The sequence below is a fragment of the Pseudomonas sp. NBRC 111140 genome (assembly GCF_001320885.1).
Lineage (GTDB): Bacteria > Pseudomonadota > Gammaproteobacteria > Pseudomonadales > Pseudomonadaceae > Aquipseudomonas > Aquipseudomonas putida_P.
On the sequence record NZ_BCBQ01000023.1, the window covers coordinates 12,855 to 37,356 of the forward strand.

General features: G+C 62.3%; 22 protein-coding genes. 6 read left to right on the top strand and 16 right to left on the bottom strand.

What is annotated here, in order from left to right:
* Positions 1 to 24: 24 nt before the first annotated feature.
* The 5 genes from groL to APH42_RS09990 all read right to left on the bottom strand — a co-directional run bounded on the left by groL (position 25) and on the right by APH42_RS09990 (position 4,674).
* Entirely contained in the window at positions 25 to 1,668 is a 1,644-nt protein-coding gene (gene groL, locus APH42_RS09970; protein ID WP_012274035.1) for a chaperonin GroEL, read from the bottom strand.
* Positions 1,669 to 1,716: 48 nt separating this feature from the next.
* Entirely contained in the window at positions 1,717 to 2,010 is a 294-nt protein-coding gene (locus APH42_RS09975) for a co-chaperone GroES (RefSeq protein WP_012274036.1), read from the bottom strand.
* A gap of 242 nt (positions 2,011 to 2,252) precedes the next feature.
* The gene (locus APH42_RS09980; RefSeq protein ID WP_012274037.1) at positions 2,253 to 2,714 is read right to left on the bottom strand and encodes an FxsA family protein; all 462 of its coding nucleotides are present in this window, start codon (positions 2,712 to 2,714) and stop codon (positions 2,253 to 2,255) included.
* 65 nt (positions 2,715 to 2,779) lie between these two features.
* Positions 2,780 to 3,511 (bottom strand): HugZ family protein, encoded by a 732-nt coding sequence (locus tag APH42_RS09985; protein ID WP_060493229.1) that lies wholly within the window; start codon positions 3,509 to 3,511, stop codon positions 2,780 to 2,782.
* Between the two features lie 152 nt (positions 3,512 to 3,663).
* On the bottom strand, positions 3,664 to 4,674 hold the full coding sequence (locus APH42_RS09990; RefSeq protein WP_012274039.1) for a DUF481 domain-containing protein: 1,011 nt from the start codon (positions 4,672 to 4,674) through the stop codon (positions 3,664 to 3,666).
* 152 nt (positions 4,675 to 4,826) lie between these two features.
* Here APH42_RS09990 and APH42_RS09995 point away from each other — a divergent pair, with 152 nt between their 5' ends.
* Together APH42_RS09995 and APH42_RS10000 are read left to right on the top strand one after the other, a co-directional pair.
* On the top strand, positions 4,827 to 5,180 hold the full coding sequence (locus APH42_RS09995; protein WP_012274040.1) for an MGMT family protein: 354 nt from the start codon (positions 4,827 to 4,829) through the stop codon (positions 5,178 to 5,180).
* Positions 5,181 to 5,223: 43 nt separating this feature from the next.
* Positions 5,224 to 6,771, top strand: a complete 1,548-nt coding sequence (locus APH42_RS10000) for an AmpG family muropeptide MFS transporter (protein WP_012274041.1) — start codon at positions 5,224 to 5,226, stop codon at positions 6,769 to 6,771.
* Between the two features lie 67 nt (positions 6,772 to 6,838).
* On the opposite strand, the gene APH42_RS10005 is transcribed toward APH42_RS10000, so the two are convergent.
* The 3 genes from APH42_RS10005 to APH42_RS10015 form a co-directional block, all read right to left on the bottom strand.
* A complete protein-coding gene (locus APH42_RS10005) occupies positions 6,839 to 8,083 on the bottom strand; it encodes an MFS transporter (RefSeq protein ID WP_060493230.1) in 1,245 nt (414 codons plus the stop codon).
* 113 nt (positions 8,084 to 8,196) lie between these two features.
* Positions 8,197 to 9,039 carry a mechanosensitive ion channel family protein gene (locus APH42_RS10010; protein ID WP_012274043.1) on the bottom strand — a complete coding sequence of 281 codons (843 nt, stop codon included), beginning with the start codon at positions 9,037 to 9,039 and terminating at the stop codon, positions 8,197 to 8,199.
* 114 nt (positions 9,040 to 9,153) lie between these two features.
* Positions 9,154 to 9,639, bottom strand: coding sequence for a YajQ family cyclic di-GMP-binding protein (locus tag APH42_RS10015; RefSeq protein ID WP_012274044.1), 486 nt, complete (start codon positions 9,637 to 9,639; stop codon positions 9,154 to 9,156).
* A gap of 100 nt (positions 9,640 to 9,739) precedes the next feature.
* Between APH42_RS10015 and APH42_RS10020 the strand changes: the two genes are divergently transcribed.
* From APH42_RS10020 to APH42_RS10030, 3 genes are read left to right on the top strand one after another with little or no spacing between them, the layout of a single operon-like run.
* Positions 9,740 to 10,657 carry a putative 2-dehydropantoate 2-reductase gene (locus APH42_RS10020; RefSeq protein WP_012274045.1) on the top strand — a complete coding sequence of 306 codons (918 nt, stop codon included), beginning with the start codon at positions 9,740 to 9,742 and terminating at the stop codon, positions 10,655 to 10,657.
* A 37-nt stretch (positions 10,658 to 10,694) separates the two neighbouring features.
* A complete protein-coding gene (locus APH42_RS10025; RefSeq protein ID WP_012274046.1) occupies positions 10,695 to 12,719 on the top strand; it encodes an ATP-binding protein in 2,025 nt (674 codons plus the stop codon).
* Position 12,720: 1 nt separating this feature from the next.
* Entirely contained in the window at positions 12,721 to 13,287 is a 567-nt protein-coding gene (locus tag APH42_RS10030; RefSeq protein WP_012274047.1) for a cob(I)yrinic acid a,c-diamide adenosyltransferase, read from the top strand.
* Between the two features lie 130 nt (positions 13,288 to 13,417).
* Here the strand turns inward: APH42_RS10030 and APH42_RS10035 are convergent, their stop codons facing one another.
* The 4 genes from APH42_RS10035 to secA form a co-directional block, all read right to left on the bottom strand.
* Positions 13,418 to 14,362 (bottom strand): Nudix family hydrolase, encoded by a 945-nt coding sequence (locus APH42_RS10035; protein ID WP_012274048.1) that lies wholly within the window; start codon positions 14,360 to 14,362, stop codon positions 13,418 to 13,420.
* Positions 14,359 to 14,991 (bottom strand): glutathione S-transferase family protein, encoded by a 633-nt coding sequence (locus APH42_RS10040; RefSeq protein ID WP_012274049.1) that lies wholly within the window; start codon positions 14,989 to 14,991, stop codon positions 14,359 to 14,361. Before APH42_RS10040 ends, APH42_RS10035 begins: the two co-directional genes overlap by 4 nt.
* Before the next feature lie 130 nt (positions 14,992 to 15,121).
* Complete coding sequence (gene argJ, locus APH42_RS10045; protein WP_012274050.1) at positions 15,122 to 16,339, bottom strand: bifunctional glutamate N-acetyltransferase/amino-acid acetyltransferase ArgJ; 1,218 nt, start codon at positions 16,337 to 16,339, stop codon at positions 15,122 to 15,124.
* A 194-nt stretch (positions 16,340 to 16,533) separates the two neighbouring features.
* A complete protein-coding gene (gene secA, locus APH42_RS10050) occupies positions 16,534 to 19,269 on the bottom strand; it encodes a preprotein translocase subunit SecA (protein ID WP_012274051.1) in 2,736 nt (911 codons plus the stop codon).
* Positions 19,270 to 19,570: 301 nt separating this feature from the next.
* On the opposite strand from secA, the gene APH42_RS10055 reads away from it, so the two are divergent.
* A complete protein-coding gene (locus tag APH42_RS10055; RefSeq protein ID WP_060493231.1) occupies positions 19,571 to 20,026 on the top strand; it encodes a DUF721 domain-containing protein in 456 nt (151 codons plus the stop codon).
* 53 nt (positions 20,027 to 20,079) lie between these two features.
* Here APH42_RS10055 and lpxC read toward each other — a convergent pair whose 3' ends face one another.
* The 4 genes from lpxC to APH42_RS10075 form a co-directional block, all read right to left on the bottom strand.
* Positions 20,080 to 20,991, bottom strand: coding sequence for a UDP-3-O-acyl-N-acetylglucosamine deacetylase (gene lpxC, locus APH42_RS10060; protein WP_012274053.1), 912 nt, complete (start codon positions 20,989 to 20,991; stop codon positions 20,080 to 20,082).
* Positions 20,992 to 21,103: 112 nt separating this feature from the next.
* Positions 21,104 to 22,300 (bottom strand): cell division protein FtsZ, encoded by a 1,197-nt coding sequence (gene ftsZ, locus APH42_RS10065; protein ID WP_012274054.1) that lies wholly within the window; start codon positions 22,298 to 22,300, stop codon positions 21,104 to 21,106.
* Between the two features lie 55 nt (positions 22,301 to 22,355).
* Complete coding sequence (ftsA, locus tag APH42_RS10070) at positions 22,356 to 23,618, bottom strand: cell division protein FtsA (RefSeq protein ID WP_012274055.1); 1,263 nt, start codon at positions 23,616 to 23,618, stop codon at positions 22,356 to 22,358.
* A gap of 14 nt (positions 23,619 to 23,632) precedes the next feature.
* Positions 23,633 to 24,502, bottom strand: a complete 870-nt coding sequence (locus tag APH42_RS10075) for a cell division protein FtsQ/DivIB (RefSeq protein WP_012274056.1) — start codon at positions 24,500 to 24,502, stop codon at positions 23,633 to 23,635.

The window sequence follows — 24,502 nt, forward strand, 5'->3', positions numbered from 1 at the left end:
CTTGGTGCAGGGGGTAAGGCTGGCTTACATCATGCCGCCCATGCCACCCATGCCGCCCATGTCTGGCATGCCGCCGCCAGCTGGGGCTTCGCTCGGAGCGTCAGCAATCATGGCTTCGGTGGTGATCATCAGACCGCCAATCGAAGCAGCAGCTTGCAGGGCCGAACGGGTGACCTTGGCTGGGTCCAGGATACCCATCTCGATCATGTCGCCGTATTCACCGGTAGCAGCGTTGTAACCGAAGTTACCCGAACCTTGCTTGACCTTGTCAGCGACAACGCTTGGCTCGTCGCCGGCGTTGGCAGTGATCTGGCGCAGCGGGGCTTCAACAGCACGGCGCAGCAGGGCGATACCGACGTTCTGGTCTTCGTTTTCGCCTTTCAGGTCAACGATCGCGGCCAGGGCACGAACCAGGGCAACACCACCGCCAGGCACCACGCCTTCTTCAACGGCTGCACGGGTAGCGTGCAGGGCGTCTTCAACGCGGGCTTTCTTCTCTTTCATTTCAACTTCGGTGCCGGCACCGACCTTGATCACGGCAACACCGCCAGCCAGCTTGGCCAGACGCTCTTGCAGCTTCTCACGGTCGTAGTCCGAAGAAGTTTCTTCGATCTGGGCGCGGATCTGCTTGACGCGTGCTTCGATCTCGGTATCGGCGCCAGCGCCGTCGATGATGGTGGTGTTTTCCTTGGACAGGATGACGCGCTTGGCGTTACCCAGGTGCTCCAGGGTAGCGGTTTCCAGGGACAGACCGATTTCTTCGGAGATGACCTGGCCGCCAGTCAGGACGGCGATGTCCTGCAGCATGGCCTTGCGGCGGTCGCCGAAACCTGGCGCCTTGACCGCTGCAACCTTGACGATGCCGCGCATGTTGTTGACTACCAGGGTAGCCAGCGCTTCGCCTTCGACGTCTTCGGCAACGATCAGCAGTGGGCGGCCGGCCTTGGCAACGGCTTCCAGAACTGGCAGCAGCTCACGGATGTTGGAGATTTTCTTGTCGACCAGCAGCAGCAGCGGGCCTTCCAGCTCGGCAACCATGGTGTCTGGCTTGTTGACGAAGTATGGCGACAGGTAGCCACGGTCGAACTGCATGCCTTCTACGACGGACAGTTCGTTTTCCAGGCCCGAGCCTTCTTCAACGGTGATCACGCCTTCTTTACCGACTTTTTCCATGGCTTCGGCAATGATGTTGCCGATGGAGTCGTCAGAGTTGGCGGAGATGGTGCCTACCTGGGCGATGGCCTTGGAGTCGGCGCATGGCTTGGACAGGTTCTTCAGCTCGGCAACGACTGCAGCGGTAGCCTTGTCGATACCGCGCTTGAGGTCCATCGGGTTCATGCCGGCAGCGACGGCTTTCAGGCCTTCGTTGACGATGGCCTGAGCCAGAACGGTAGCGGTGGTGGTGCCGTCACCGGCAGCGTCGTTGGCCTTGGAAGCCACTTCCTTGACCAGCTGGGCGCCCATGTTTTCGAACGCGTCTTTCAGCTCGATTTCTTTGGCGACGGAAACGCCGTCCTTGGTGATGGTTGGCGCGCCGAAGCTCTTGGCCAGTACCACGTTACGGCCTTTCGGGCCCAGGGTCGCTTTTACCGCGTCAGCCAGAACGTTGACACCAACCAGCATTTTCTTACGAGCGGAATCGCCGAATTTTACGTCTTTAGCAGCCATGATCGTTTAATCCTTGGAATTCTTTGGAGTAACGGGAAGTCGGGGAAATCAGCCTTCGATGACGGCGAGGATTTCGTTCTCGGCCATGACCAACAGGTCTTCGCCATCGACTTTCACGGTGTTGCTGCCCGAGTAAGGGCCGAAAACCACTTTGTCACCCACTTTCACGGCCAGCGCGCGAACTTCGCCGTTTTCCAGGATGCGACCGGTGCCGACGGCAACAACTTCGCCGCGGTTTGGTTTTTCAGCGGCCGAACCCGGCAGGACGATACCGCCAGCGGTTTTCGATTCTTCTTCGCTGCGACGGATAACGACGCGGTCATGCAGAGGACGAAGCTTCATTGTCGATCTCTCCCAAATTGTGGTTTTCATCGGCCGGTATCGACACCGGCGGGTTGATGCTGTCCGGCGTTGCCGGGAGGTGGCCCGCAATGGGCGAACCACCTGTGTAATGTCTGGCGTTGCCGCCAGAAACCTTGCGGTGACCACATACATGAGGCCGCCATAATCAATTACAAGGCTTGAGATACAAAATTTTTCGTCAGACCAAAAAAACCGGGGCCGCTTGCGCGGCCCCGGGCGTTTTACTTGTCGCGGCGCTCGTACTCGCCTTCGATCACGTTCGGGCGATGGCCACCCTCTCGTGGCTGCGCCTGGAACGGGTCATCCTGGAACGCACGCTGACGCATGGCCTGGGCCTCGGCACGCTCACGCATCTTGCGCGCCGCCAGGCGGCGGGTGAACGGCAGCAGGCACAGCACGCCCAGCACATCGCTGATGAAGCCCGGCAGCAGCAGCAGGCCACCACCCACGGCCAGCATCATGCCCTGGAACATGTCCTCGGCGGGCAATTCGCCACGTTGCAGGCTTTCACGGGCGCGCAGTGCGGTGGCCAGGCCGGCCACCCGCATCACCAGCACACCCAGGGCGGAGCCGGCGATGATCAGCAGCAACGCCGGGAAGAAACCGATTGCCGCGCTGACCTTCACGAAGACGAACAGCTCCAGCACAGGAAAAATCAGAAACAGCAGTAGAAAAGCACGCATCAAGGGTTCCTCGACGGAAGATAACCTTCCAATAAGACCTCACATGGATGCCTGCGCTCCAGATTTCAACCCTCGACTTGCGCCTGAACCGGCCACTGGTCGGCGCGCGCCAGTAAAACCAAGGCTTCGCGGACTTGTGTCGGCGTGTTGCAAGTATTCGGGAATGGCAGCCAATACACGGCCTGACCGATGCGCAGGTGCATGCCTTCGCTGTCTACGCCAACCATCTGCGCCGGCGCATGCTGCGGCAGGTCGGTCAGTTCGACGTAATGGGCGATGGCGTTGGCATGATCGCTGTTCATGTGCTCGACCATGCTTGCCTCGGCCTTGCCGGCGAACGGATTGCCCAGGGTTACCTGGTCAAGCCAGTGGATGGCGCCGAAGCCGCCGATGTAGCGGTGGCGCACTGGCTGCAACACCCAGAAATCGAAGTCGTGGGCCTTGTGGTAGTTGGCCGCTTCCGGGAAATAGCGGTAGTAGCGCTCGGCAGCCGCCTCGATAGCGGCTTCGTCGACCAGCTTGTGTGCCTCGGCCATCACGGTCAGGCGCCCCACGGCCTGCACATCCTCCGCCTCGCGCTCACCCACCAGCAGCGAGCATTTCGGGTCTTTCTGCAGGTTGTGGGTGTGCTGGGCAATGCGGCTGATGAGGATCAGCGGGTTGCCCTGGGCGTCCAGGCAGTACGGCACGACGGAACCGAAGGGGTAGCCGGGCATCGACTTGGAATGAGTCGAGAGCACGCCACGGTATTCCTTGAGCAGCAGTTCCCGGGCGGGGCGGATGGCGTTGGTACTCACTTGAGGGCGGCTCCTGGCGGACTGGATGGAGGACAAGATAAGCATTATCAGGTCCAGTGCCAATGGGGTCCTTCCGACCGCCTGCAGGCCGTACACCATCCCCTGTAGGAGCGGCCCTGTGTCGCGATGGGCCGCAAAGCGGCCCCAAAAAATTACCAGGTAACGCCGAAGCCCGCGGTATAGCGCGTCTTGTCCAGGTCACTCTCACGCGTGCCGGTGATGATGTCCTTCTCCGCCTTGAGGTTCAGCGAGGCCCACTCGGTGACCTTGTAGCGCAGGCCAATCTCGGCATCCAGCGAGTAGTCGGCCACGCCACCCAACGGTTTGGCGAACTCGCCGTTGGTGAACAATTGCACGTTCTTGCCGATCAGGTAGCGGGTGTAGTCCCACTTCACCGCCGCGGAATAGAAGTTGTCCTTGGAGCCGTCCTGGTACTCGAAGTCGGTGCGGTTGATCAGCGAGCCCAGCGAGAACGCGCCCAGTTCGTCATCCCAGAACTGGTAACCCGGGCCGGTGCCGACGGTACGCTGACGGGCCAGGTCTTCGATACGGTCGCGCTTGTATTCCGCACGCCCCTGCCAGAACCACTTCTCGGTCATGAAGCGGTCCAGGGCGTACTCGGCGCTCCAGTTGTCGGTGGTGGTGACGTCGTCCTTGGTCTCGCGGTTGTATTCGCCTTCGGCATTGTGCCGCCAGCGGCCATGGCGGGCGGTGGTCTTGAAGCCTACGTCGTAATCGTCGGTGTCGTTCTCGGCGCGCTTGTAGTCCAGCGCTACGTCGACGTTGCCTTTCCATACGAAGTCCTCGACCAGGGGCTTGGGCTTCATGATCTGCTCGATGCTGGCCAGTTCCACCGTTTTCGGCGCCTCGCCATTGGCCAGAGTCACCTTGCCTGGCTCGGCGGCCTTCAGCGACTTGGCCTTCTCACCGCTGTAGGCGTCCTGCTTGACCAGCATCTCCTGGTCGCTTTCCAGGGTTTGGACTTCTTTCCAGTCCAGGGCGATCGAGCCGCCATAGGGGGTTTCCAGCAGCAGCTTGCCGCCGTCGAAAACTTTGATCTTGCCACTGAGCCGGTCACCGTTTTTCATCCACACGGTGTCGGCGAACACCGGGGAGGCGCACAAGGAGGCAGCTAGCAGGCACAACAACGATCTAGTATTCATAAGCGGACTACGGGTTCGATTCGACGAAAAAAGCCGGGCATTATCCAGATACCGCCGGCCAGAGCAAGGACAGACCGAGCACATGCCGTTGAGTTCAACTCTCATTTGCCGGACCACCGGTCCGGTTTCATCTACAGCCCAAGGGGGGCGTGATGTCTGATGGATATGCGCACGCGCTTGATTCCGCCGAGGGCCGACGAACGGCGCTATATTCAGTACTTGGGCAGGTGCCGGCCGGCAAAGTGGTGAGCTATGGCCAACTGGCCGAACTGGCGGGGCTTGGCCGAGCAGCGCGCTGGGTCGGGCGTACCCTTGGGCAGTTGCCCGAGGACACACGCCTGCCCTGGCACCGGGTGCTCGGTGCAGGGGGCCGGTTGAGCCTGGCACTGGGCACCCCATCGGGGGATGAACAACGGGCGCGACTACGCGCGGAAGGTGTGAATGTAACCAACAATCGTGTGGATATGACGCGCCATGGCTGGCGCCCAATGGAGCACAGCGGTTAGAGTGCGCGCTTTGTTTTCGCAAACTTGAGGCAGATGTTGGCCCATGCCCCGTAAAACCTGGCGCGCTGCGCTTGCTGCCTATGCCAGCCCGTCAACCTTGGTACTTTTGCTACTCGGTTTCGCCGCCGGCCTGCCCTACATGCTGGTGTTCTCGACCCTGTCGGTGTGGTTGCGCGAAGCCGGCGTGGCCCGTGAAACCATTGGTTATGCCAGCCTGATCGGCCTGGCCTACGCCTTCAAGTGGGTGTGGTCGCCGCTGCTCGACCAATGGCGCCTGCCGCTGCTCGGTGGCCTGGGTCGCCGCCGCTCGTGGCTGCTGTTATCGCAGGCGCTGGTGGTGATCGGCTTGGTCGGCATGAGCCTGTGCGACCCGCAACAACATCTGTCATGGCTGATTGCCATGGCCGTGCTGGTGGCCTTTGCCTCGGCGACCCAGGACATCGCTGTGGACGCCTACCGCTTGGAGATCGCTGACGACCAGCGTCAGGCTGCGCTCGCTGCCAGCTACATGGCCGGGTACCGGGTAGCTGCCCTGCTGGCCACGGCCGGCGCGCTGTTCTTTGCCGAATGGTTCGGCTCCACCGGTTTCAGCTATCTGCACAAGGCATGGGCCGGCACCTACGTGATGTTCGGGGTCATGATGCTGCCCGCCCTGTTCACCACCCTGGTCATGCGCGAACCGCCAGTGCCCATGCGCACTCAGCTGTCGGCAGCACGCTATGGGCTGGTGCACCAGATGGCCTCGGTGTTCGTGTTGATCATCCTCCTGGTGTCGGTACCGGCCAGCTTCACCCAGATGTTCAACACCGGCTGGTCCAGCGTGATTTCCGGTGACGCCACGCCGCTCGATCTGTTACTGGAAGACCGCGCTTTCCTGCGCCTGATCCTTTACGTGCTGCTGACCTGGGCGTGCCTGTCGAGCCTCGGCCGTCGCGGCCTGGCCCCAGTGCTGACCCCGGTCAACGACTTCATCGCCCGCTACCGCTGGCAAGCCCTGCTGCTGCTTGGCCTGATTGCCACCTATCGCATGTCGGACACGGTGATGGGCGTAATGGCCAACGTGTTCTACATCGACATGGGCTTCACCAAGGACCAGATCGCCAGCGTCAGCAAGATCTTCGGCCTGATCATGACCCTGGTCGGCGCCGGGGTCGGCGGCCTGTTGATCGTGCGCTTCGGGATCATGCCGATCCTGTTCATCGGCGGCGTAGCCTCGGCCGGCACCAACATCCTGTTCCTGATGCTGGCAGACATGGGCCCGAACCTGGAAATGCTGGTGGTGACCATCTCGCTGGACAACTTCAGCTCTGGCATGGCCACTTCGGCCTTTGTCGCCTACCTGTCGAGCCTGACCAACCTCAAGTTCTCGGCGACCCAATATGCGCTGCTCAGCTCGATCATGCTGCTGTTGCCACGCCTGATCGGCGGCTATTCGGGGGTGATGGTGGAGAAGTTCGGTTACCACGACTTCTTCCTGATTACTGCCTTGCTGGGCGTGCCTACATTGATTCTGATCGCCCTGCAGTGGCGCCAGGAGGCTGGGCGAGGCACCCCGGTGGCAGAGGAAAACTCGGCGGCCGAGCGGCCCTGATAGATCGATGGCCCCTGTACTGGCCTATTCGCGGGTGAACTCGCGCAGGCCAGTACAGGCAATGAAGTTACTGAGCTACAGCCCCTTCCCCAGGGCGCCCGCCTACGACAAACCACAACGGCCACAACGCCAACGCCCCCGCCACACCCGCCGCCAAGGCAAAGTGCAGCAAGCTGGCACCGGCGCCAATCATCGCCAGCAACGCCCCGCCCAGCCCCAACAAGGCAATGGTGATCATCCCCAGCATGGCCGAAACCAGGCCCTTGCTTTGCTCGCTGGAGAACAACGTCATGCGGTACAGCACCGCGTTGGCCACGCCCAACCCCAGTGCGTACAGCGACATGCCCGCCACCACACTGGTCACGCTCGGCCAGTACCAGGTCACCAGCACCATCAGGCTCAGGCCGGCCAGGTACGGCCAAAGCGCGCCACGCACCAAAGCCGGCAACGGGTAGCGGTCGGCGATACGGTTGATGATCAGGTTGCCGAGAATCAGCCCGCCAAATACCGGCAACTGCCACAACGCGTATTCCAGGGTGCTTAAACCCTCATCGTGAATCAGCAGCACCGGCGACAGGCCGATCCAGCCAATCAGTGGCAAGCCGACCAGCCCAAGGGCAGCGCTGCCGGCAACGAAGCGACGGTTGGCCAGCAACTGGCCGTAACCCGCCAGCAGTGGCAGCAGGTGGATTGGTGTGAATGCCAGGCGCGAGCCATCTCGGCGTTCCACACCCAGGGTTTCCGGCATCAGGCGATACAGCAGCAGCCAGACCAACACCGCGCCAATGGCGAACGCCACGAACAGCCAGCGCCAGTCCAGCCACTGCAGCAACAAGGTGCCCACCAGCGGCCCGAGCAGCGGCGACAGCAGGGCAATGTTGGCCAGCAAGGCCATCATGCGCACGGCATCAGCCTCGCTGAAGGCCTCGTTCAGCGCCGGGTAGCTGACCGTGACCACAAAGCCCAGGCCTATGCCCTGCAACAGGCGCAGCAGGTTGAACAGGCCAATATCATGGACCCAGAAGGTGGCCAGGCAGGACAAACCGAAGAACGCGCAACCGACCAGCAGCAACGGGCGCCGGCCATATCGGTCGGCCAGCGGGCCGATCAGCCATTGCAGTACCACGCCCCCCAGCAGGTACAGGTTGAGAGCATGGGGAATGTATTCGGGGCTGGCGTTCAGGTCGCCGACCACCACCGGCATGGCCGGCATGACCGCGTCGCTGGCCAGGTAGGTCAGCAGCTCGAACAGAGCCAGGGTCAGGCCGAACAGCAAGGCACGCAAGGGGGTGATGTACAGCAGTGGTTTCATGATGGCGTATCGGGTGTGACAGGAAGGGTCAGGCTATATGCCAGAAATGGGGTGATATTGCTGTGAACAAGTGTAAAAAAAGGGCCGCATTGCGGCCCCGGTCTCATGCGTAATTACTGCGCTGCAGTCTCCTGCACCACACGAATCACCCGCTGCGGGAACGGAATGTCGATCCCTTCGGCCTTTAACCGGTCACGCGCATGCTCGTTGAGCATGAACATCACGTCCCAGTAATCGGACGTCTTGGTCCACAACCGCAGCGACACGGTAATTGAGCTGTCGCCCAACGTCGCCACTACCGCCTGCGGTGCAGGGTCAGGCAGCACACGCGGGTCCTCTGCCAGCGCCAGCAGCACATTGCGAGCCTTCTGCAGGTCGGCCTCGTAGTCCACACCTACATCGAACACCACCTTGCGCGTCGGCTGGCGGTTGGTGTTGGTGATGATGCCGTTGGACAGGCTACCGTTGGGCATGATGACGGTCTTGTTGTCACCGGTGCGCAGCACGGTGTGGAAGATCTGGATGCTGTCGACGGTGCCGGAAACACCCTGCGCCTCAATCCAATCACCGATACGGAACGGGCGGAACATCAAAATCAACACACCGCCGGCGAAGTTCGCCAGGCTACCTTGCAAGGCCAAGCCGATGGCCAGGCCTGCGGCACCGATGGCGGCAACGAACGAGGTGGTCTCGATGCCGATCATCGAGGCCACGCTGACCATCAGCAGCACCTTCAGCACGATGTTCGCCAGGGTACTGATAAAACCCTGCAGCGCCAGGTCGGCGTTGCGCAGGCCAACCAGCTTGCCGAGGCGGGCGCTGACCTTGTTGATGATCCACCAGCCGACCGCGAGGGTGAGCAGTGCCAGCAGCACACGGCTGCCGTATTCCATGATCAAAGGGATCCAGGTTTGCGATTGGCGGACCAGCTGATCGACTTCAGCGTTCAAATCCATACTCATCTCCTGATGCCGAGCGGCAAGTACACGGTAAAACAGGCCGCGCGTGTTTACGCAGCCCCGGCCCCCATGGACATCATTACGCCATCGGGGTTCCGGGCGGCGCCTGCATCAGTCGCGGAAGTTGTTGAACTGCAGCGGCATGTCAAATTCCTTGGTGCGCAGCAGGGCAATGGCTTCCTGCAGGTCGTCGCGCTTCTTGCCGGTTACGCGCACCTGCTCGCCCTGGATGGCGGCCTGTACTTTCAGCTTGCCATCCTTGATGGTGGCAACGATCTTTTTCGCCAGGTCCTTGTCGATGCCCTCGCGGAACTTGGCTTCCTGTTTCTTTTCCTTGCCGGAAGGGTACGGGTCCTTGGTTTCCAGGCATTTCACGTCGATCTTGCGTTTGACCAGTGCCAAGCGCAGGATTTCCAGCATCGCTTCGAGCTGGAACTCTTCCTCGGCGGTAAGCATCACGGTCTGATCTTTGTCCTTGAACTCGAAGGAGCCCTTGCCCTTCAGGTCGTAACGGCGATCAAGCTCCTTGATGGCGTTATCAACGGCGTTCTGCACTTCGTGCTTGTCCAGTTCCGATACCACGTCGAACGAAGGCATGGTTGTTCTCCCAAAATAAAAGCGCGCTCAGGCTGAAGATGGAGCGCGCTGGGTTTGACGGTTAAAATGCGGGCTCATTATAACGGGTTGCGAAACGCATATGAGCAGCACCTGGCATATTCTCGGCGCCGGCAGCCTGGGCAGCCTGTGGGCCTGCCGCCTGGCACGCGCGGGCAAGGCAGTGCGCCTGATCCTGCGCGACGGGCAACGGCTGCAGGCTTATCAGCAGGCCGGCGGCCTGACCCTGGTCGAACAGGAGCAACCCCAGCACTACGCCATCCCTGCCGAAACCGCGCAGGCGCAAGGCCCGATCCACCGCCTGCTGGTAGCCTGCAAGGCCTATGATGCGGCGCTGGCGATCGCCGGTGTAGCACCGCGGCTTGCCGAGGGCGCCGAGGTACTGCTGTTGCAAAATGGCCTTGGCAGCCAGGATGAGGTCGCCGACCTGGTGCCACGCGCGCGCTGCATCTTCGTCTCCAGCACCGAGGGGGCCTTTCGCGAAGGGGACTGGCAGGTGCGTTTTGCCGGCCATGGCTTCAACTGGCTGGGCGACCCACGCAACCCCACGATCCCTGCCTGGTTCGATGACCTGCACGAAGCAGGCATTCCCGCTGAGTGGACGGTGGACATTCTCACCCGCTTGTGGCGCAAGCTGGCGCTCAATTGCGCCATCAACCCGCTGACTGTGCTGCACGACTGCCAGAACGGCGGGCTGCTGGGGCACTTGGCTGAAGTGCAGGCTCTGTGCGTCGAGCTGGCCCAGTTGCTACGCCGCTGTGGTCAGCCGAAAGCAGCCGATGAGCTGGACGAAGAAGTGCAGCGGGTTATCCTCGCCACCGCAGCCAACTACTCTTCGATGTACCAGGACGTGCGCGCGGGCCGGCGCACCGAGCTGCACTACCTGCTCGGCCATGCCTGCCGGGCCGCAGGCCGGCATGGCCTGCAGCTGCCGCAGCTGGAACACCTGCTGCAGCGCCTGGTCGAAAACCTGCGCACGCGTGGCTTGCCCTGCGACTGACGCGGCCCTCCAACCGGATACGGACATTGCCTAGCCCATGACCTTGCGCCAACGCCTGGAAAACCTGCCGGTCGGGCAGAAGCTGCTGGCGGCCCTGCTGGTATTGCTGGTAACCATCCTGCTGGTGGCCAACCTTACCTTCATCAGCGCCGCCTACTGGATCACCCAGGAAAGCATGGCACCGCAGGCTCTGCAGACCATAGGCCGGCTGGTAGCCAACCCGCAGCTTGCGGCCCGCGCCGGCGATACCCCCGACACCGCCAGCGCCCTGCTCAAGGAGCTGGACAGCTACACACCGCTGCGCGCTGCCGCTGTCTACGGGGGTGATGGTCGCCTGCTTGCACAACTGCAGCATGGCGAGCCGCTGGCCCTGCCCAAGCGTTTTCGCAACATCGACGGCTGGCGCCTGATGGAATTTCGAAGCACTCAGCTGATCCGCATTCCGCGCGATGCCAACCCACCGGCGCACCTGCTGCTGGTGGCCAGCAGCGAACTGCCCACGGCCTTCTACACCGGCACCCTCAGCGCCAGCCTGGGCATTCTGGTGTTCAGTATCCTGCTGTGGATCGTCATCGCCCGGCAGATCAAACGCCTGATCACCCAGCCGATCAACCAGCTGGAAGAACTCAGCCGCCAGGTCACCCGCGAAGAGAGCTACGCCTTGCGCGCCCGGCGCGGCAACGACGATGAAATCGGCAGCCTGGCCGAGGCTTTCAATACCATGCTGTCGCGCATCGAGGCCCGCGAGCATCAGCTCAAGCGCGCCCGCGACGAATTCCAGGATGCCTACGACCAGGCTCAGGGCCTGGCCGAGGAGACCCGCCACACCAACCGCAAGCTGGAACTGGAAGTGCAGGTGCGCAGCAAGATCGAGAAAAAGCTCACCGGCTTCCAGAACTACCTCAATAGCATCATCGACTCGATGCCCTCGGCACTGATCGCCCTCGACGAACAGCTTTACGTGACCCAGTGGAACCACGAAGCCACGGTGCTTTCCGGCACGCCGCTGGACGAAGCACTGAACCAGCCAGTGTTCATTGCCTTTGAACCGCTCAAGCCGTTCCTGCCACAGCTGAAGGAAACCGTGGAAAAACACCGGGTGGCGAAGATCGAGCGGGTTACCTGGCCCAAAGACGACGACCTGCGCCATTACGCCCTGACCTTCTACCCGCTGACCGGCGGCGGCGGGCGCGGTGTGGTCATCCGTATCGACGACATCACCCAGCGCCTGTCACTGGAAGAAATGATGGTGCAATCGGAGAAAATGCTTTCGGTCGGTGGCCTGGCTGCCGGCATGGCCCACGAAATCAACAACCCGCTGGGCGCCATCCTGCACAACGTGCAAAACATACGCCGACGCCTGTCGACCGACCTGCCGCGCAACCAGGAACAGGCCCAAGAGCTGGGCATCGACCTGGCCACGGTCAACCGCTACCTGGACAGCCGCGAGGTGCCGCAACTGCTCGACGGCATCGCGCAAGCCGGCGCCCGGGCGGCGAAAATCGTAACCCACATGCTCAGCTTCAGCCGACGCAGCAACCGCCAGCTGGTGCCGTGCGAGCTGCCGGCACTGATCGACCAGGCACTGGAAATTGCTGGCAATGACTTCGACCTGGCCATCGGTTTCGACTTCAAGGGCCAGGCAATCGTGCGCCAGTTCGACCCCAACCTGGGGCCAGTACCCTGCACGGCCAACGAGCTGGAACAAGTGCTGCTCAACTTGCTGAAGAACGCCGCCCAGGCCATCCACCAGCGCCCGCAGCCGAGTGAGCCCGGGCGCATCACCCTGCGTACCCGGCTGAACCCGCCATGGGCGGAGATCCAGGTCGAGGACAACGGCGTCGGCATGCCCGAGGCGGTGCGCAAGCGCACCTTCGAGCCGTTCTTCACCACCAAGGAAATCGGCCAGGGCACCGGGCTTGGCCTGTCGGTCTCGTACTTCATCATCACCAATAACCATAAGGGGCAGATGGAAGTGCAGTCCACGCCCGGCCAGGGCACTTGCTTTACCCTGCGCTTGCCCCTCGGCCAGCCGGCGACGCCGGCCAACACGGAGAAGTGACATGGGCTACCGCCTGTCGAAGATCTACACTCGCACCGGCGACAAGGGCGAAACCGGCCTGGGCGACGGACGCCGGGTACCCAAGGACCACCCGCGGATCGAGGCAATTGGCGAGGTGGACAGCCTGAACAGCCAGTTGGGCCTGCTGCTGGCGGGGCTGGACGAGCAAGGGCTGGACGAGCTGAGTGCTGTGCTGGTGCCATGTCAGCACCGCTTGTTCGACCTGGGTGGTGAGCTGGCGATGCCCAGTTACCAGGCGTTGACCCTGGCAGAGGTGGAGCGCCTGGAGGCGGCCATCGATGTGTGGAACGAAGAGCTGGGGCCGTTGAAGAACTTCATCTTGCCCAGTGGTTCGGCGCTGGTGGCACAAGCCCATGTGTGCCGCAGCCTGGCGCGCAGTGCAGAGCGGCGGTGTCAGCAGTTGAATGCCATAGAGCCGCTGCAAGGCGTTGGGTTGGCGTACATCAATCGGCTTTCCGATCTGCTGTTCGTGGCAGCGCGGATCATTGGCAGACGCCAGGGCGTGGCTGAGGTGTTGTGGCAGCCTGCTGAGAAACCGAAAGGCTGAAATTTACGCGATTCCCTGTGGGAGCGGATTTACCCGCGAAGCATCCAACGCGGTGTATGGCACCGGCTGCGCCGGTGTTCGCGGCGGTTCGACGCCTCGATGAACCCGCTCCCACTGGGGCCCAATTGACTCAGATTTCAGGCCAGAACGCGCGGATCCCTGCCACACCCTGTGCCCCGGCATTCCAGGCCTGCTCGCGCTCGCCCGGCCCTACCCCGCCCAACAGGTAAACCGGCTTGCTGAACCCGGCAATCAATCGCTGCGCCTCATCCCACCCCAGCGGCACCGCCTCTGGGTGAGTCTGGGTCGCCTGCACCGGCGACAAGGTGACAAAGTCCACGCCCATCTGCTCAGCCAGCGCCAGTTCCTCGACGCTGTGGCAGGACGCCGCCAGCCAGCGCTCCTTGGGGAACGGCCTGCCTTTGGCGGCGTACTTGCGCAACTGCGCAGCCGTCAGGTGCCAACCCGCCGACGGGAAATCGCCCAGCCATTCCAGCGGCCCCTTGAGCATCAACTGAGCCTTGCCTGCGCACAGCCCGACGGCATCCACCGCTACATCGCGGTACTTGGGGTCGTACATGTCCGGCGCCCGCAACTGAATCAAGCGCGTACCGTTGGCCACCGCCCTCTGGATGCCTTTGAGCATCTGCGGCACTTCCAGGCCATCCGGGGTAATCAGGTACTGGTCCGGCAGGCGTGCGGCTGCAACGATCGGCTTGTTGGCCTCAGGGAATTCGTACTGCGGCAAATCGCGCGGCGCAACCCATTCCAGCGGCTGCCCTTCCGCGCCATGAGGTTCGCCCGTGAACGCTTCGACCTCGCGCACGTCCAGCAGCACCTGTTTGTCCGGGTAGTCATGGCTGACCTTGATCAGCGCACGCGAGCGGGTCACCTCGATGCCCAGCTCCTCGCGCAGCTCACGGGCCAATGCCGCTTCCACGCCTTCCCCCTCCTCCACTTTGCCGCCGGGAAACTCCCACAGGCCGCCCTGGTGCTGGGTATCGGCCCTGCGTGCAATCAGAATGCGGCCGTCAGTACCACGAATGACCGCAGCTACAACATGTATCCGTTTCACCCTTCACGCTCCGCCAGGCCGGCCTGCTGCCATGCCTGGAAGGCTGGCCACTGATAAATGGTTTCGATGTAGGCTGCCGCCTCTGCCGGCACCTCTACGCGGTAGGTGCGCAGGCGCACGGCCACCGGGGCGAAGAAGGCGTCGGCCAGGCTCGGCTTGCCGAACAGGAACGGGCCGCTGTCCTTGGCCACCACGCGGCATTCGGACCACAGCGCGACGATGCGATCGATGTCGACCTGCACCTCAAGCGGTATATCGTCCAGGGCCTGGTCACGCGACAGGTCGAACGGCATGGCGCTGCGCAAGGCGAAGAAACCGCTGTGCATCTGTGCGCAAGCCGAACGGGCCTGGGCACGGGCGGCTACGTCGGCAGGCCACAGTTGGGCTTCGGGGTGCTGTTCGTTGAGGTATTCGGCAATGGCCAGGGAATCGGCGATCACACCCTGCTCACTCTTGAGCAGCGGCACCTTGCCGGTGGAGGAAAAAGCGAGGATGCGCTGACGGGTATCAGGCTGGTTGAGCTTGATCAGGGTTTCTTCGTAGGGCACGCCAGCCAGCTCGAGGGCCAGGGCGCCACGCAGCGACCAGGAGGAATACAGCTTGTCGCCGATGATCAGGTGATAGCTCATGGTTCGGCTCCATTGGTTTGGATGTCTTGGGGCTGCTTTGCAGCCCAATCGCGACACAAGGCCGCTCTCACAGGACCTTGTGGGAGCGGCCTTGTGTCGCGATTGGGCCGCAACGCGGCCCCATTTTCGATCAGGTACGGTACTCGGCGTTGATCTTCACGTACTCGTGGGACAGGTCGGTCGTCCAGATGGTTTCGCTGCACTGGCCACGGCCCAGCTCGATACGGATGGTGATCTCCTCCTGGGCCATCACTGCCGAACCCTGCGCTTCGGTGTAGCTTGGGCTGCGGCCGCCTTTGCTGGCGATGCACACACTGTCCAGGTACACGTCGATCAAGCTCACGTCCAGCTCCGGTACGCCGGCACGGCCAACGGCGGCAAGGATACGGCCCCAGTTCGGGTCGGAGGCGAACAGCGCAGTCTTGATCAGCGGCGAATGGGCCACGGCGTAGCCGACGTCCAGGCACTCCTGGTGGTTGCCACCACCGTTGACTTGCACGGTCACGAACTTGGTGGCGCCTTCGCCGTCACGGACAATGGCCTGGGCCACTTCCATGCACACTTCGAACACCGCTTTTTTCAGCGCTTCGAACAGCGCGCCGCTGGCTTCGGTCACTTCCGGCAGGTTGGCCTTGCCGGTGGCGATCAGCATGCAGCAGTCGTTGGTCGAGGTGTCGCCATCGATAGTGATGCGGTTGAACGACTTGTTGGCGCCGTCCAGCATCAGGTCCTTGAGCACCGCAGGGGCAACCTTGGCGTCGGTGGCGATGTAGCCGAGCATGGTGGCCATGTTCGGGCGGATCATGCCTGCACCCTTGCTGATGCCAGTCACGGTAACGGTCACGCCTTCGTGCTGGAACTGGCGGCTGGCGCCCTTGGGCAGGGTGTCGGTGGTCATGATGCCGGTGGCGGCTTCAGCCCAGTGGTTTTCCGACAGGTTGTCGAGGGCGGCCTGCAGTGCTCCCTCGATCTTCTCGACCGGCAGTGGTTCGCCGATCACGCCGGTGGAAAACGGCAATACCGATTCAGCTGGCACACCCGCCAGCTCGGCCAGCTTGGCGCAGGTACGTTCGGCTGCGGCCAGGCCTGGCGCGCCGGTACCGGCATTGGCGTTACCGGTGTTGGTCAGCAGGTAGCGCACGGTGCCCTGAACGCGCTGCTTGGACAGGATCACCGGCGCCGCGCAGAAGGCGTTGAGGGTGAACACGCCAGCCACGCTGGAGCCTTCGGCACAGCGCATGACCACCACATCCTTGCGCCCTGGGCGCTTGATGCCGGCAGAAGCGATGCCGAGTTCAAAACCCGGAACCGGGTGCAGGGTGGGCAAAGGACCAAGACCAACAGCCATTAGAGCGCTCCTAGAAAAACGGTGAAATGATGATGGAAGAACGGGGCCGCTTCGCGCCCCATTCGCGGCACAAGGCCGCTCCCACAAGGGCATCGCAGCCTAGAATGCGGCGCGGTCCTTGTGGGAGCGGCCTTGTGCCGCGAATGGGCCGCACGGCGGCCCCGGATTTGTCACGTTACTGCGAGTGGATCAGATCACTCGATCTGCCCGTGGCAATGCTTGAACTTCTTGCCCGAACCACACCAGCACGGTTCGTTGCGGCCCAACTTCTGGTCGTTACGTACTGGCGCCGCGGCTACCGCCACTTCGGCACCCTCCTCGCTCAGTTGCTCGCTTTCCAGGCCCGGTGCGGCGGCGTGCTGGAACTGCATGCGGCTGGCCAGTTCTTCGGCCTCGCGACGCAGGCGGGCTTCTTCTTCGATAGGGTCTTCGCGGCGAACCTGTACGTGCGACAGCACGCGGATGGTGTCGCGCTTGATCGACTCCAGCAGCTCCTGGAACAGGCTGAACGACTCGCGCTTGTACTCCTGCTTCGGGTTCTTCTGCGCATAGCCGCGCAGGTGAATACCGTGACGCAGGTGGTCCATGGTCGACAGGTGGTCTTTCCACAGGTCGTCCAGCACGCGCAGCAGGATCTGTTTCTCGAAGGTACGCAGGGCTTCGATACCGGCCTGGTCTTCCTTCTCGGTGTAGGCGGTAGTGATTTCGTTAAGCAGCTTCTCGCGCAGGGTCTCTTCGTAGAGGTGATCATCCTCGTCGAGCCACTGCTGAATCGGCAGCTTCATGGCGAAATCGCTGGCCAGCGAAGCTTCCAGGCCGGCCACGTCCCACTGCTCGGGCAGCGACTGCGGCGGAATGTGCTGGCTGATGGTAGCGTCCAGAACTTCCTGGCGGAATTCGACGATGGTGTCGCCGATGTTCTCGGCGGCCAACAGGCTGTTGCGCATGTGGTAGATCACCTTGCGCTGCTCGTTGGCCACGTCGTCGTATTCGAGCAGTTGCTTACGGATGTCGAAGTTGCGGCCCTCGACCTTGCGCTGGGCCTTCTCGATGGCGTTGGTGACCATGCGGTGCTCGATGGCCTCGCCCGACTGCATGCCCAGTGCCTTCATGAAGTTCTTCACCCGGTCAGAGGCGAAGATGCGCATCAGGCTGTCTTCCAGCGACAGGTAGAAGCGGCTGGAGCCTGGGTCGCCCTGACGGCCGGAACGGCCACGCAGCTGGTTGTCGATACGACGCGATTCGTGACGTTCGGAGGCGATTACGTGCAGGCCACCGGCCTCGATCACCTGCTGGTGACGCTTCTGCCAGTCGGCCTTGATCTGGGCGATCTGTTCGGCGCTCGGGTTTTCCAGGGCGGCCACTTCGGCTTCCCAGTTACCGCCCAACAGGATGTCGGTACCACGGCCAGCCATGTTGGTGGCGATGGTCAGGGCACCCGGAGCACCCGCTTGCGCGATGATCTCGGCTTCCTTTTCGTGGTACTTGGCGTTCAGTACCTTGTGGTCGATGCCTTCCTTCTTGAGCAGGTTCGACATGTGCTCGGAAGTTTCGATGGTCGCGGTACCCACCAGGATCGGCCGCCCCTTGGTCATGCTTTCCTTGATGTCGGCAATGATCGCGGCGTATTTCTCGTCGGCGGTCAGGTACACCAGGTCGTTGAAGTCCTTGCGCGCCAGCGGCTTGTTCGGCGGAATGACCATCACGTTGAGGGCGTAGATCGACTGGAACTCGAACGCTTCGGTGTCGGCGGTACCGGTCATGCCGGACAGCTTGGTGTACAGGCGGAAGTAGTTCTGGAAGGTGGTCGAAGCCAGGGTCTGGCTCTCGGCCTGGATGTTCAGGTTTTCTTTCGCCTCGATGGCCTGGTGCAGGCCCTCGGACAGACGGCGGCCCGGCATGGTACGGCCGGTGTGCTCGTCGATCAGCAGGACTTGGCCGTCCTGGACGATGTACTCGACGTTGCGGTGGAACAGTTTGTGCGCGCGCAGGCCAGCGTAAACGTGGGTCAGCAGGCCCAAGTTATGGGCGGAGTACAGGCTCTCGCCTTCGGCCAGCAGGCCCGCTTGGGTCAGCATCTCTTCGATGAACTGGTGACCGGCCTCGTTCAGCTCGACCTGGCGGCTCTTCTCGTCGATGGTGAAGTGGCCTTCCTGGGTGACCTGGCCTTCGACCTCTTCGATGTGCTGGGTCAGGCGCGGGATCAGGCGGTTGATTTCGATGTACAGCTTGGAGCTGTCTTCAGCCTGACCGGAAATGATCAGCGGGGTACGCGCTTCGTCGATGAGGATCGAGTCGACTTCGTCGATCACGGCGAAGTTCAGTTCACGCTGGAACTTCTCCTCCTGGCTGAACGCCATGTTGTCGCGCAGGTAGTCGAAACCGAATTCGTTGTTGGTGCCGTAGGTGATGTCGGACGCATAAGCGGCGCGCTTTTCTTCCGGCGGCTGGAAGGCCGAGACGATACCGACCGACAGGCCGAGGAACTCGTACAGCGGGCGCATCCAGTTGGCGTCACGGCGGGCCAGGTAGTCGTTGACGGTGACCACGTGCACGCCCTTGCCGGACAATGCGTTGAGGTACACGGCCAGGGTACCGACCAAGGTCTTGCCTTCACCGGTGCGCATTTCTGCGATCATACCCTCGTGCAGGGTCATACCACCGATCAGCTGCACGTCGAAGTGGCGCATGCCCATTACGCGCTTGCCGGCCTCACGGGCCACGGCGAAGGCTTCGGGCAGCAATTGGTCCAGTGTCTCGCCTTTGGCCAGGCGCTCCTTGAACTCTGCGGTCTTGCCCCGCAGCTGCTCGTCGGAGAGGGCCACCATCTTCTCTTCGAAGGCATTGACGATACTCACCGTCTTGAGCATGCGTTTGACTTCACGCTCGTTCTTGCTTCCAAAAAGTTTTTTTAACAAAGGCGCAAACATATCGGCAGGATCTTCCACACGTAGGGATGGAGGGCGGCCCCATGAGTCGCCCGTGCAGCCCTAAGGCCGCATGCGAACGAGCATTCTACCCGGAAACGATGGTGAGGAAAGTGGTGGATTTCCACGATGCTATTACAGCGTTTTGGCGGGGGCTTGTTTTAGATAGGGGCATTTTCCCTGAGTTCAAGGCCCGTGTTCATGAAACGTATCGAGAATGACTCGTATCTTGCATTGCCCGCGAACGGCCGCCACAGGCTATAGAGGTGTTAAACTGCCGCTCTTGCCATCTCATGCGTACCCCATGGCCTACAAACCCTCCCCCGCCCAGCCGCCCTCCGCCCTGCTGCGCCAGGTGCGCCCGCTGCGCCTGCTGCTGAACCAGGCCGAGCGCCTGGAGCACCTGCAGCGCCTGCTGGAAAGCCAACTGCAACCGGCGGCCCGCGAGCACTGTCACGTGGCGTCGTGGCGTGATGGCACCTTGTTGCTGGTGGTGACCGACGGCCATTGGGCAACCCGCCTGCGCTACCAGCAGAAGCGTTTGCTGGCGGCATTGCAGGCCATGGAAGCCTTCGGCAACCTCAGGCGCATCCTGTTCAAGGTGCAGCCGCCGCTGGTGCCGGCCAAGCGTGGTGGGCACGCCGCAGAGCTGTCGAACAGCGCGGCCGAGAGCCTGCGCGATACCGCCGAGGGCATCACCGACCCCAAGCTGCGCGCAGCGCTGGAACGGCTGGCAGCCCACGCTCAGCACAAGCCATAAAAAAGGCCACCCGAAGGTGGCCTTGATTACAACACTAGAGAGAGTGTTCGAACTTACACGGCCGCAACAGGGCGCATGTACGAGATCGGTGCCGTACTGGCATCTTCGAAAGTGACCACTTCCCAGGCATCGGTTTCAGCAATCAGCTTGCGCAGCAACTGGTTGTTCAGCGCGTGGCCGGACTTGTAGCCCTTGAACTCGCCAATCAAGCTGTTGCCCAGCAGGTACAGGTCGCCGATGGCGTCGAGGATCTTGTGCTTGACGAATTCGTCTTCGTAACGAAGGCCGTCTTCGTTGAGCACGCCGTCCTCATCGACCACGATGGCGTTCTCGACACTGCCACCCAACGCAAGGTTGTGCTTGCGCAGGTACTCGATATCACGCATGAAGCCGAAGGTACGCGCGCGGCTGACTTCCTTCACGAACGAGGTGCTGGAAAAGTCGACGCTGGCGCTTTGGGTCCGGTTGCGAAGCACCGGGTGATCGAAGTCGATCTCGAAGCTCACCTTGAACCCTTCGAAAGGCAGGAATGTGGCGCGCTTGTCGCCCTCTTCCACAGTTACCTCACGCAGGATGCGGATGAACTTCTTGGCTGCGTCCTGTTCTTCCAGGCCGGCAGACTGAATCAGAAATACAAAGGGTCCGGCGCTGCCATCCATGATCGGCACTTCCGAGGCGGAGAGCTCGACGTAGGCGTTATCGATGCCCAGGCCCGCCATGGCGGAGAGCAGGTGCTCGACCGTATCGACCTTGACGTCACCGTTGACCAGCGTCGTCGACATGGTTGTCTCGCCGACGTTGGCCGCACGCGCAGGGATCTCGACCACAGGGTCGAGGTCGGCGCGGCGGAAGACGATGCCGGTGTCAACAGGTGCAGGCTTGAGGGTCAGGTAAACCTTCTCCCCGGAGTGCAGACCGACACCTGTGGCACGGATGGTATTCTTCAGGGTGCGTTGTTTAATCATGGCATTGGCCGCTTCAGCGCAAATTGCGAACAGGTATCAACAAAGGCTGGGGATGATAACAGACCCAACCTTTGATGAATACCAATCACCTTTATACCCCTGATAAATTCCATTAATCAGCCTGACGACGCAGGAAAGCCGGGATATCGAGGTAGTCCAGGTCATCCTGAGGGTTCAGTTTAGCGGCTGCGGCAGCACCTGCATGGGCCTGGTTGCGCATTACGGTCGGGCGCTCCAGGTCACGGTAGTTGACCGCTGGCTGCTCCTGGCGGGCCGGCGCAGGGTTGGACGCTTCGTACGCCTGCTGGGCGGTCTGCAGGGTGTTGTCGACTACCTTCACAGGCTTCTCGATGCGCGCGCCCAGGCCAGTGGCCACGACCGTCACGTGCAGTTCGTCGCGCATGTCCGGGTCGATCACGGTGCCGACCTTGACCATCGCGTGGTCAGAGGCGAAGGCTTCGATGATGCTACCCACGTCGGAGTACTCACCCAGCGACAGGTCCGGGCCTGCGGTGATGTTCACCAGGATGCCGCGCGCGCCCTGCAGGTTGACGTCTTCCAGCAGCGGGTTGCGGATCGCGGCTTCGGTGGCTTCACGCGCACGGTTCGGGCCGCTGGCGCAGCCAGTACCCATCATGGCCATGCCCATCTCACCCATTACGGTACGCACGTCGGCAAAGTCGACGTTGATCATGCCAGGGCGCTTGATGATGTCGGAAATACCGCGCACGGCACCGGCCAGTACATCGTCAGCCTTGGCGAAGGCGGACAGCAGGCTGGCATCCTTGCCCAGGATGGTCAGCAGCTTCTCGTTGGGGATGGTGATCAACGAGTCGACGCTTTCAGCCAGCATGCGGATGCCTTCATCGGCGATCTGCATACGTTTGCGACCCTCGAACGGGAACGGACGGGTCACCACGGCTACGGTGAGAATGCCCATTTCCTTGGCCACTTCGGCAATGATCGGCGCTGCACCGGTACCGGTACCGCCGCCCATGCCAGTGGTGATGAACACCATGTTGGTGCCTTGCAGCACTTCAGCGATGCGCTCACGGTCTTCCAGCGCGGCCTGACGGCCGACTTCCGGATTGGCACCAGCACCCAGGCCCTTGGTCACGCCAGTGCCCAATTGCAGAATGGTGCGCGCACCAATGTTTTTCAGCGCCTGGGCATCGGTGTTGGCGCAGATGAATTCCACGCCTTCGATGCTGCTCTTGACCATGTGATTGACGGCGTTGCCGCCACCACCACCAACGCCGATCACCTTGATGACCGGGCTTTGCGGGACGTTGTCTACGAGCTCGAACATTTTCCCTCTCCTTACAGTTCTCTAGTTGTTGCGCCTACCACTACTGCTTTGAAACTTAGAAGTTGCCCTGGACCCATTTCTTGAAGCGCTCAAGCACTGGGGCCTTCGGTTCATCGCCATAGCTGTTGTTGCTGCTGTTGCTGTTACCGGTCAGGACCAGGTCCTCGGACTGCTTCAGCAGGCCATAGGTGAGCAAGCCCACGCCGGTGGAATAGATCGGGTTGCGCACCACGTCGCTCAGCCCCCGAACGCTGTGCGGTACGCCCAGGCGTACCGGCATATGGAAGATTTCCTCGGCCAGTTCCACGGCGCCTTCCATCTTCGCGGTGCCGCCGGTGAGCACGATGCCGGCCGGCACCAGGTCCTCGTAGCCGCTGCGGCGCAGTTCGGCCTGGATCAGGGTGAAGAGCTCGTCGTAACGTGGCTCCACCACCTCGGCCAGGGCCTGGCGCGACAGCTCACGCGGTGGGCGGTCGCCCACACTCGGCACCTTGATGGTCTCGCCGGCGCCGGCCAGTTTGGCCAGGGCGCAGGCGTAGCGGATCTTGATTTCTTCGGCGTACTGGGTAGGGGTACGCAGGGCCATGGCGATGTCGTTGGTCACCTGGTCGCCGGCAATCGGGATGACTGCGGTGTGGCGGATGGCACCCTCGGTGAAGATGGCGATGTCGGTGGTGCCGCCACCGATGTCCACCAGGCACACGCCCAGCTCTTTTTCATCATCGGTCAGTACCGAATAGGCCGAAGCCAGCTGCTCGAGGATGATGTCGTCGATTTCCAGACCACAGCGGCGTACGCACTTCTCGATGTTCTGCGCCGCGTTGACCGCGCAGGTGACCACGTGAACCTTGGCTTCCAGGCGTACGCCCGACATGCCCAGCGGCTCGCGCACGCCTTCCTGGTTGTCGATCACGTAATCCTGCGGCAGGGTGTGCAGCACGCGCTGGTCGGCCGGAATCGCCACGGCCTGAGCGGCGTCGAGTACGCGCTCCAGGTCGGCCACGCTGACCTCGCGGTCGCGGATGGCGACGATACCGTGGGAGTTCAGGCTGCGGATGTGATTGCCAGCCACGCCGACGAACGCCGAGTGAATGCGGCAGCCGGCCATCAGCTGTGCCTCTTCCACGGCGCGCTGGATCGACTGCACGGTGGACTCGATGTTCACCACCACGCCCTTCTTCAGGCCACGGGACGGATGAGTGCCGATCCCGACGATTTCCAGGGTGCCGTCTTCGCCCACTTCGCCCACCAGCGCCACCACCTTGGAGGTGCCAATGTCCAGCCCGACGATCATTTTGCCGCTATGCGCGTTTGCCATGGTCCTGCCTCTCTCTAATTCTTCGCAACGGCGGGTTGGGCCGTCGTCGGTGCAATCGGTTCCCGCCAACCAACGGCAAGTCCGTTGGAATAACGCAGATCAATGCGGGCGATAGTGGTGATCTGGTCTTTGAGTGTCTTGTCGTAAATGGCAATGAAACGGCGCATCTTCTCCACCAGATGGTCTCGCCCCAGCAGCAGCTCGATGCCCGGCCCGGCACTGCTCGCACCGGTGGTCAGGAACCAGCTGCCTCGCTCGCGCAGCTCCAGGCGAGCGATGGAAAAGCCCAGGGGGCGCAGCATCTGGCTCAATACCTGATACTGCTGCATGACTTGTTGCTGCGCACGCTGCGGCCCGGCCAACTGCGGCAGGTGTTCGTAGTTGGCCAGCTCGCGCGGGGTAAAGGCCTGGCCCTGGTTGTTGAGCAAAGCTTCATCACCCCAGCGGGCTACCGGCAGTTGCTCTTCCAGGCGGATCACCACCTCGTCGGGCCACACCCGGCGCACTTCGGCATGGGCGATCCAGGGCATCTGCTCAAGCTCGGCACGCATCGCCGGCAGGTCGACACTGAAGAAGCTTGCCGCCACGTAGGGCGCGATACGCTGCTGCACCGACTGCTGGCTGATGTAGCTGAGGTCACCCTGCACGTCGATCTTGGTGATGGGCCGGTCGGCGTACGGCATCAGCCGAATGGCGCCCTCGTAGGCACCAAAACCGGCCGCCACCAGCAGCACCGGCCACAGCAGGCGCTTGAGGCCGCCCAGGCTTGGCCGTGGCAGGCGCGCCGATACGGGCTCGTCGGCCACCAGCCGGCTGGCACCACGCGGCACCGGCTTGCTACGGCCGGTAACGGGTTGCTGCTGACGTATCATCGCGCCTTGCAT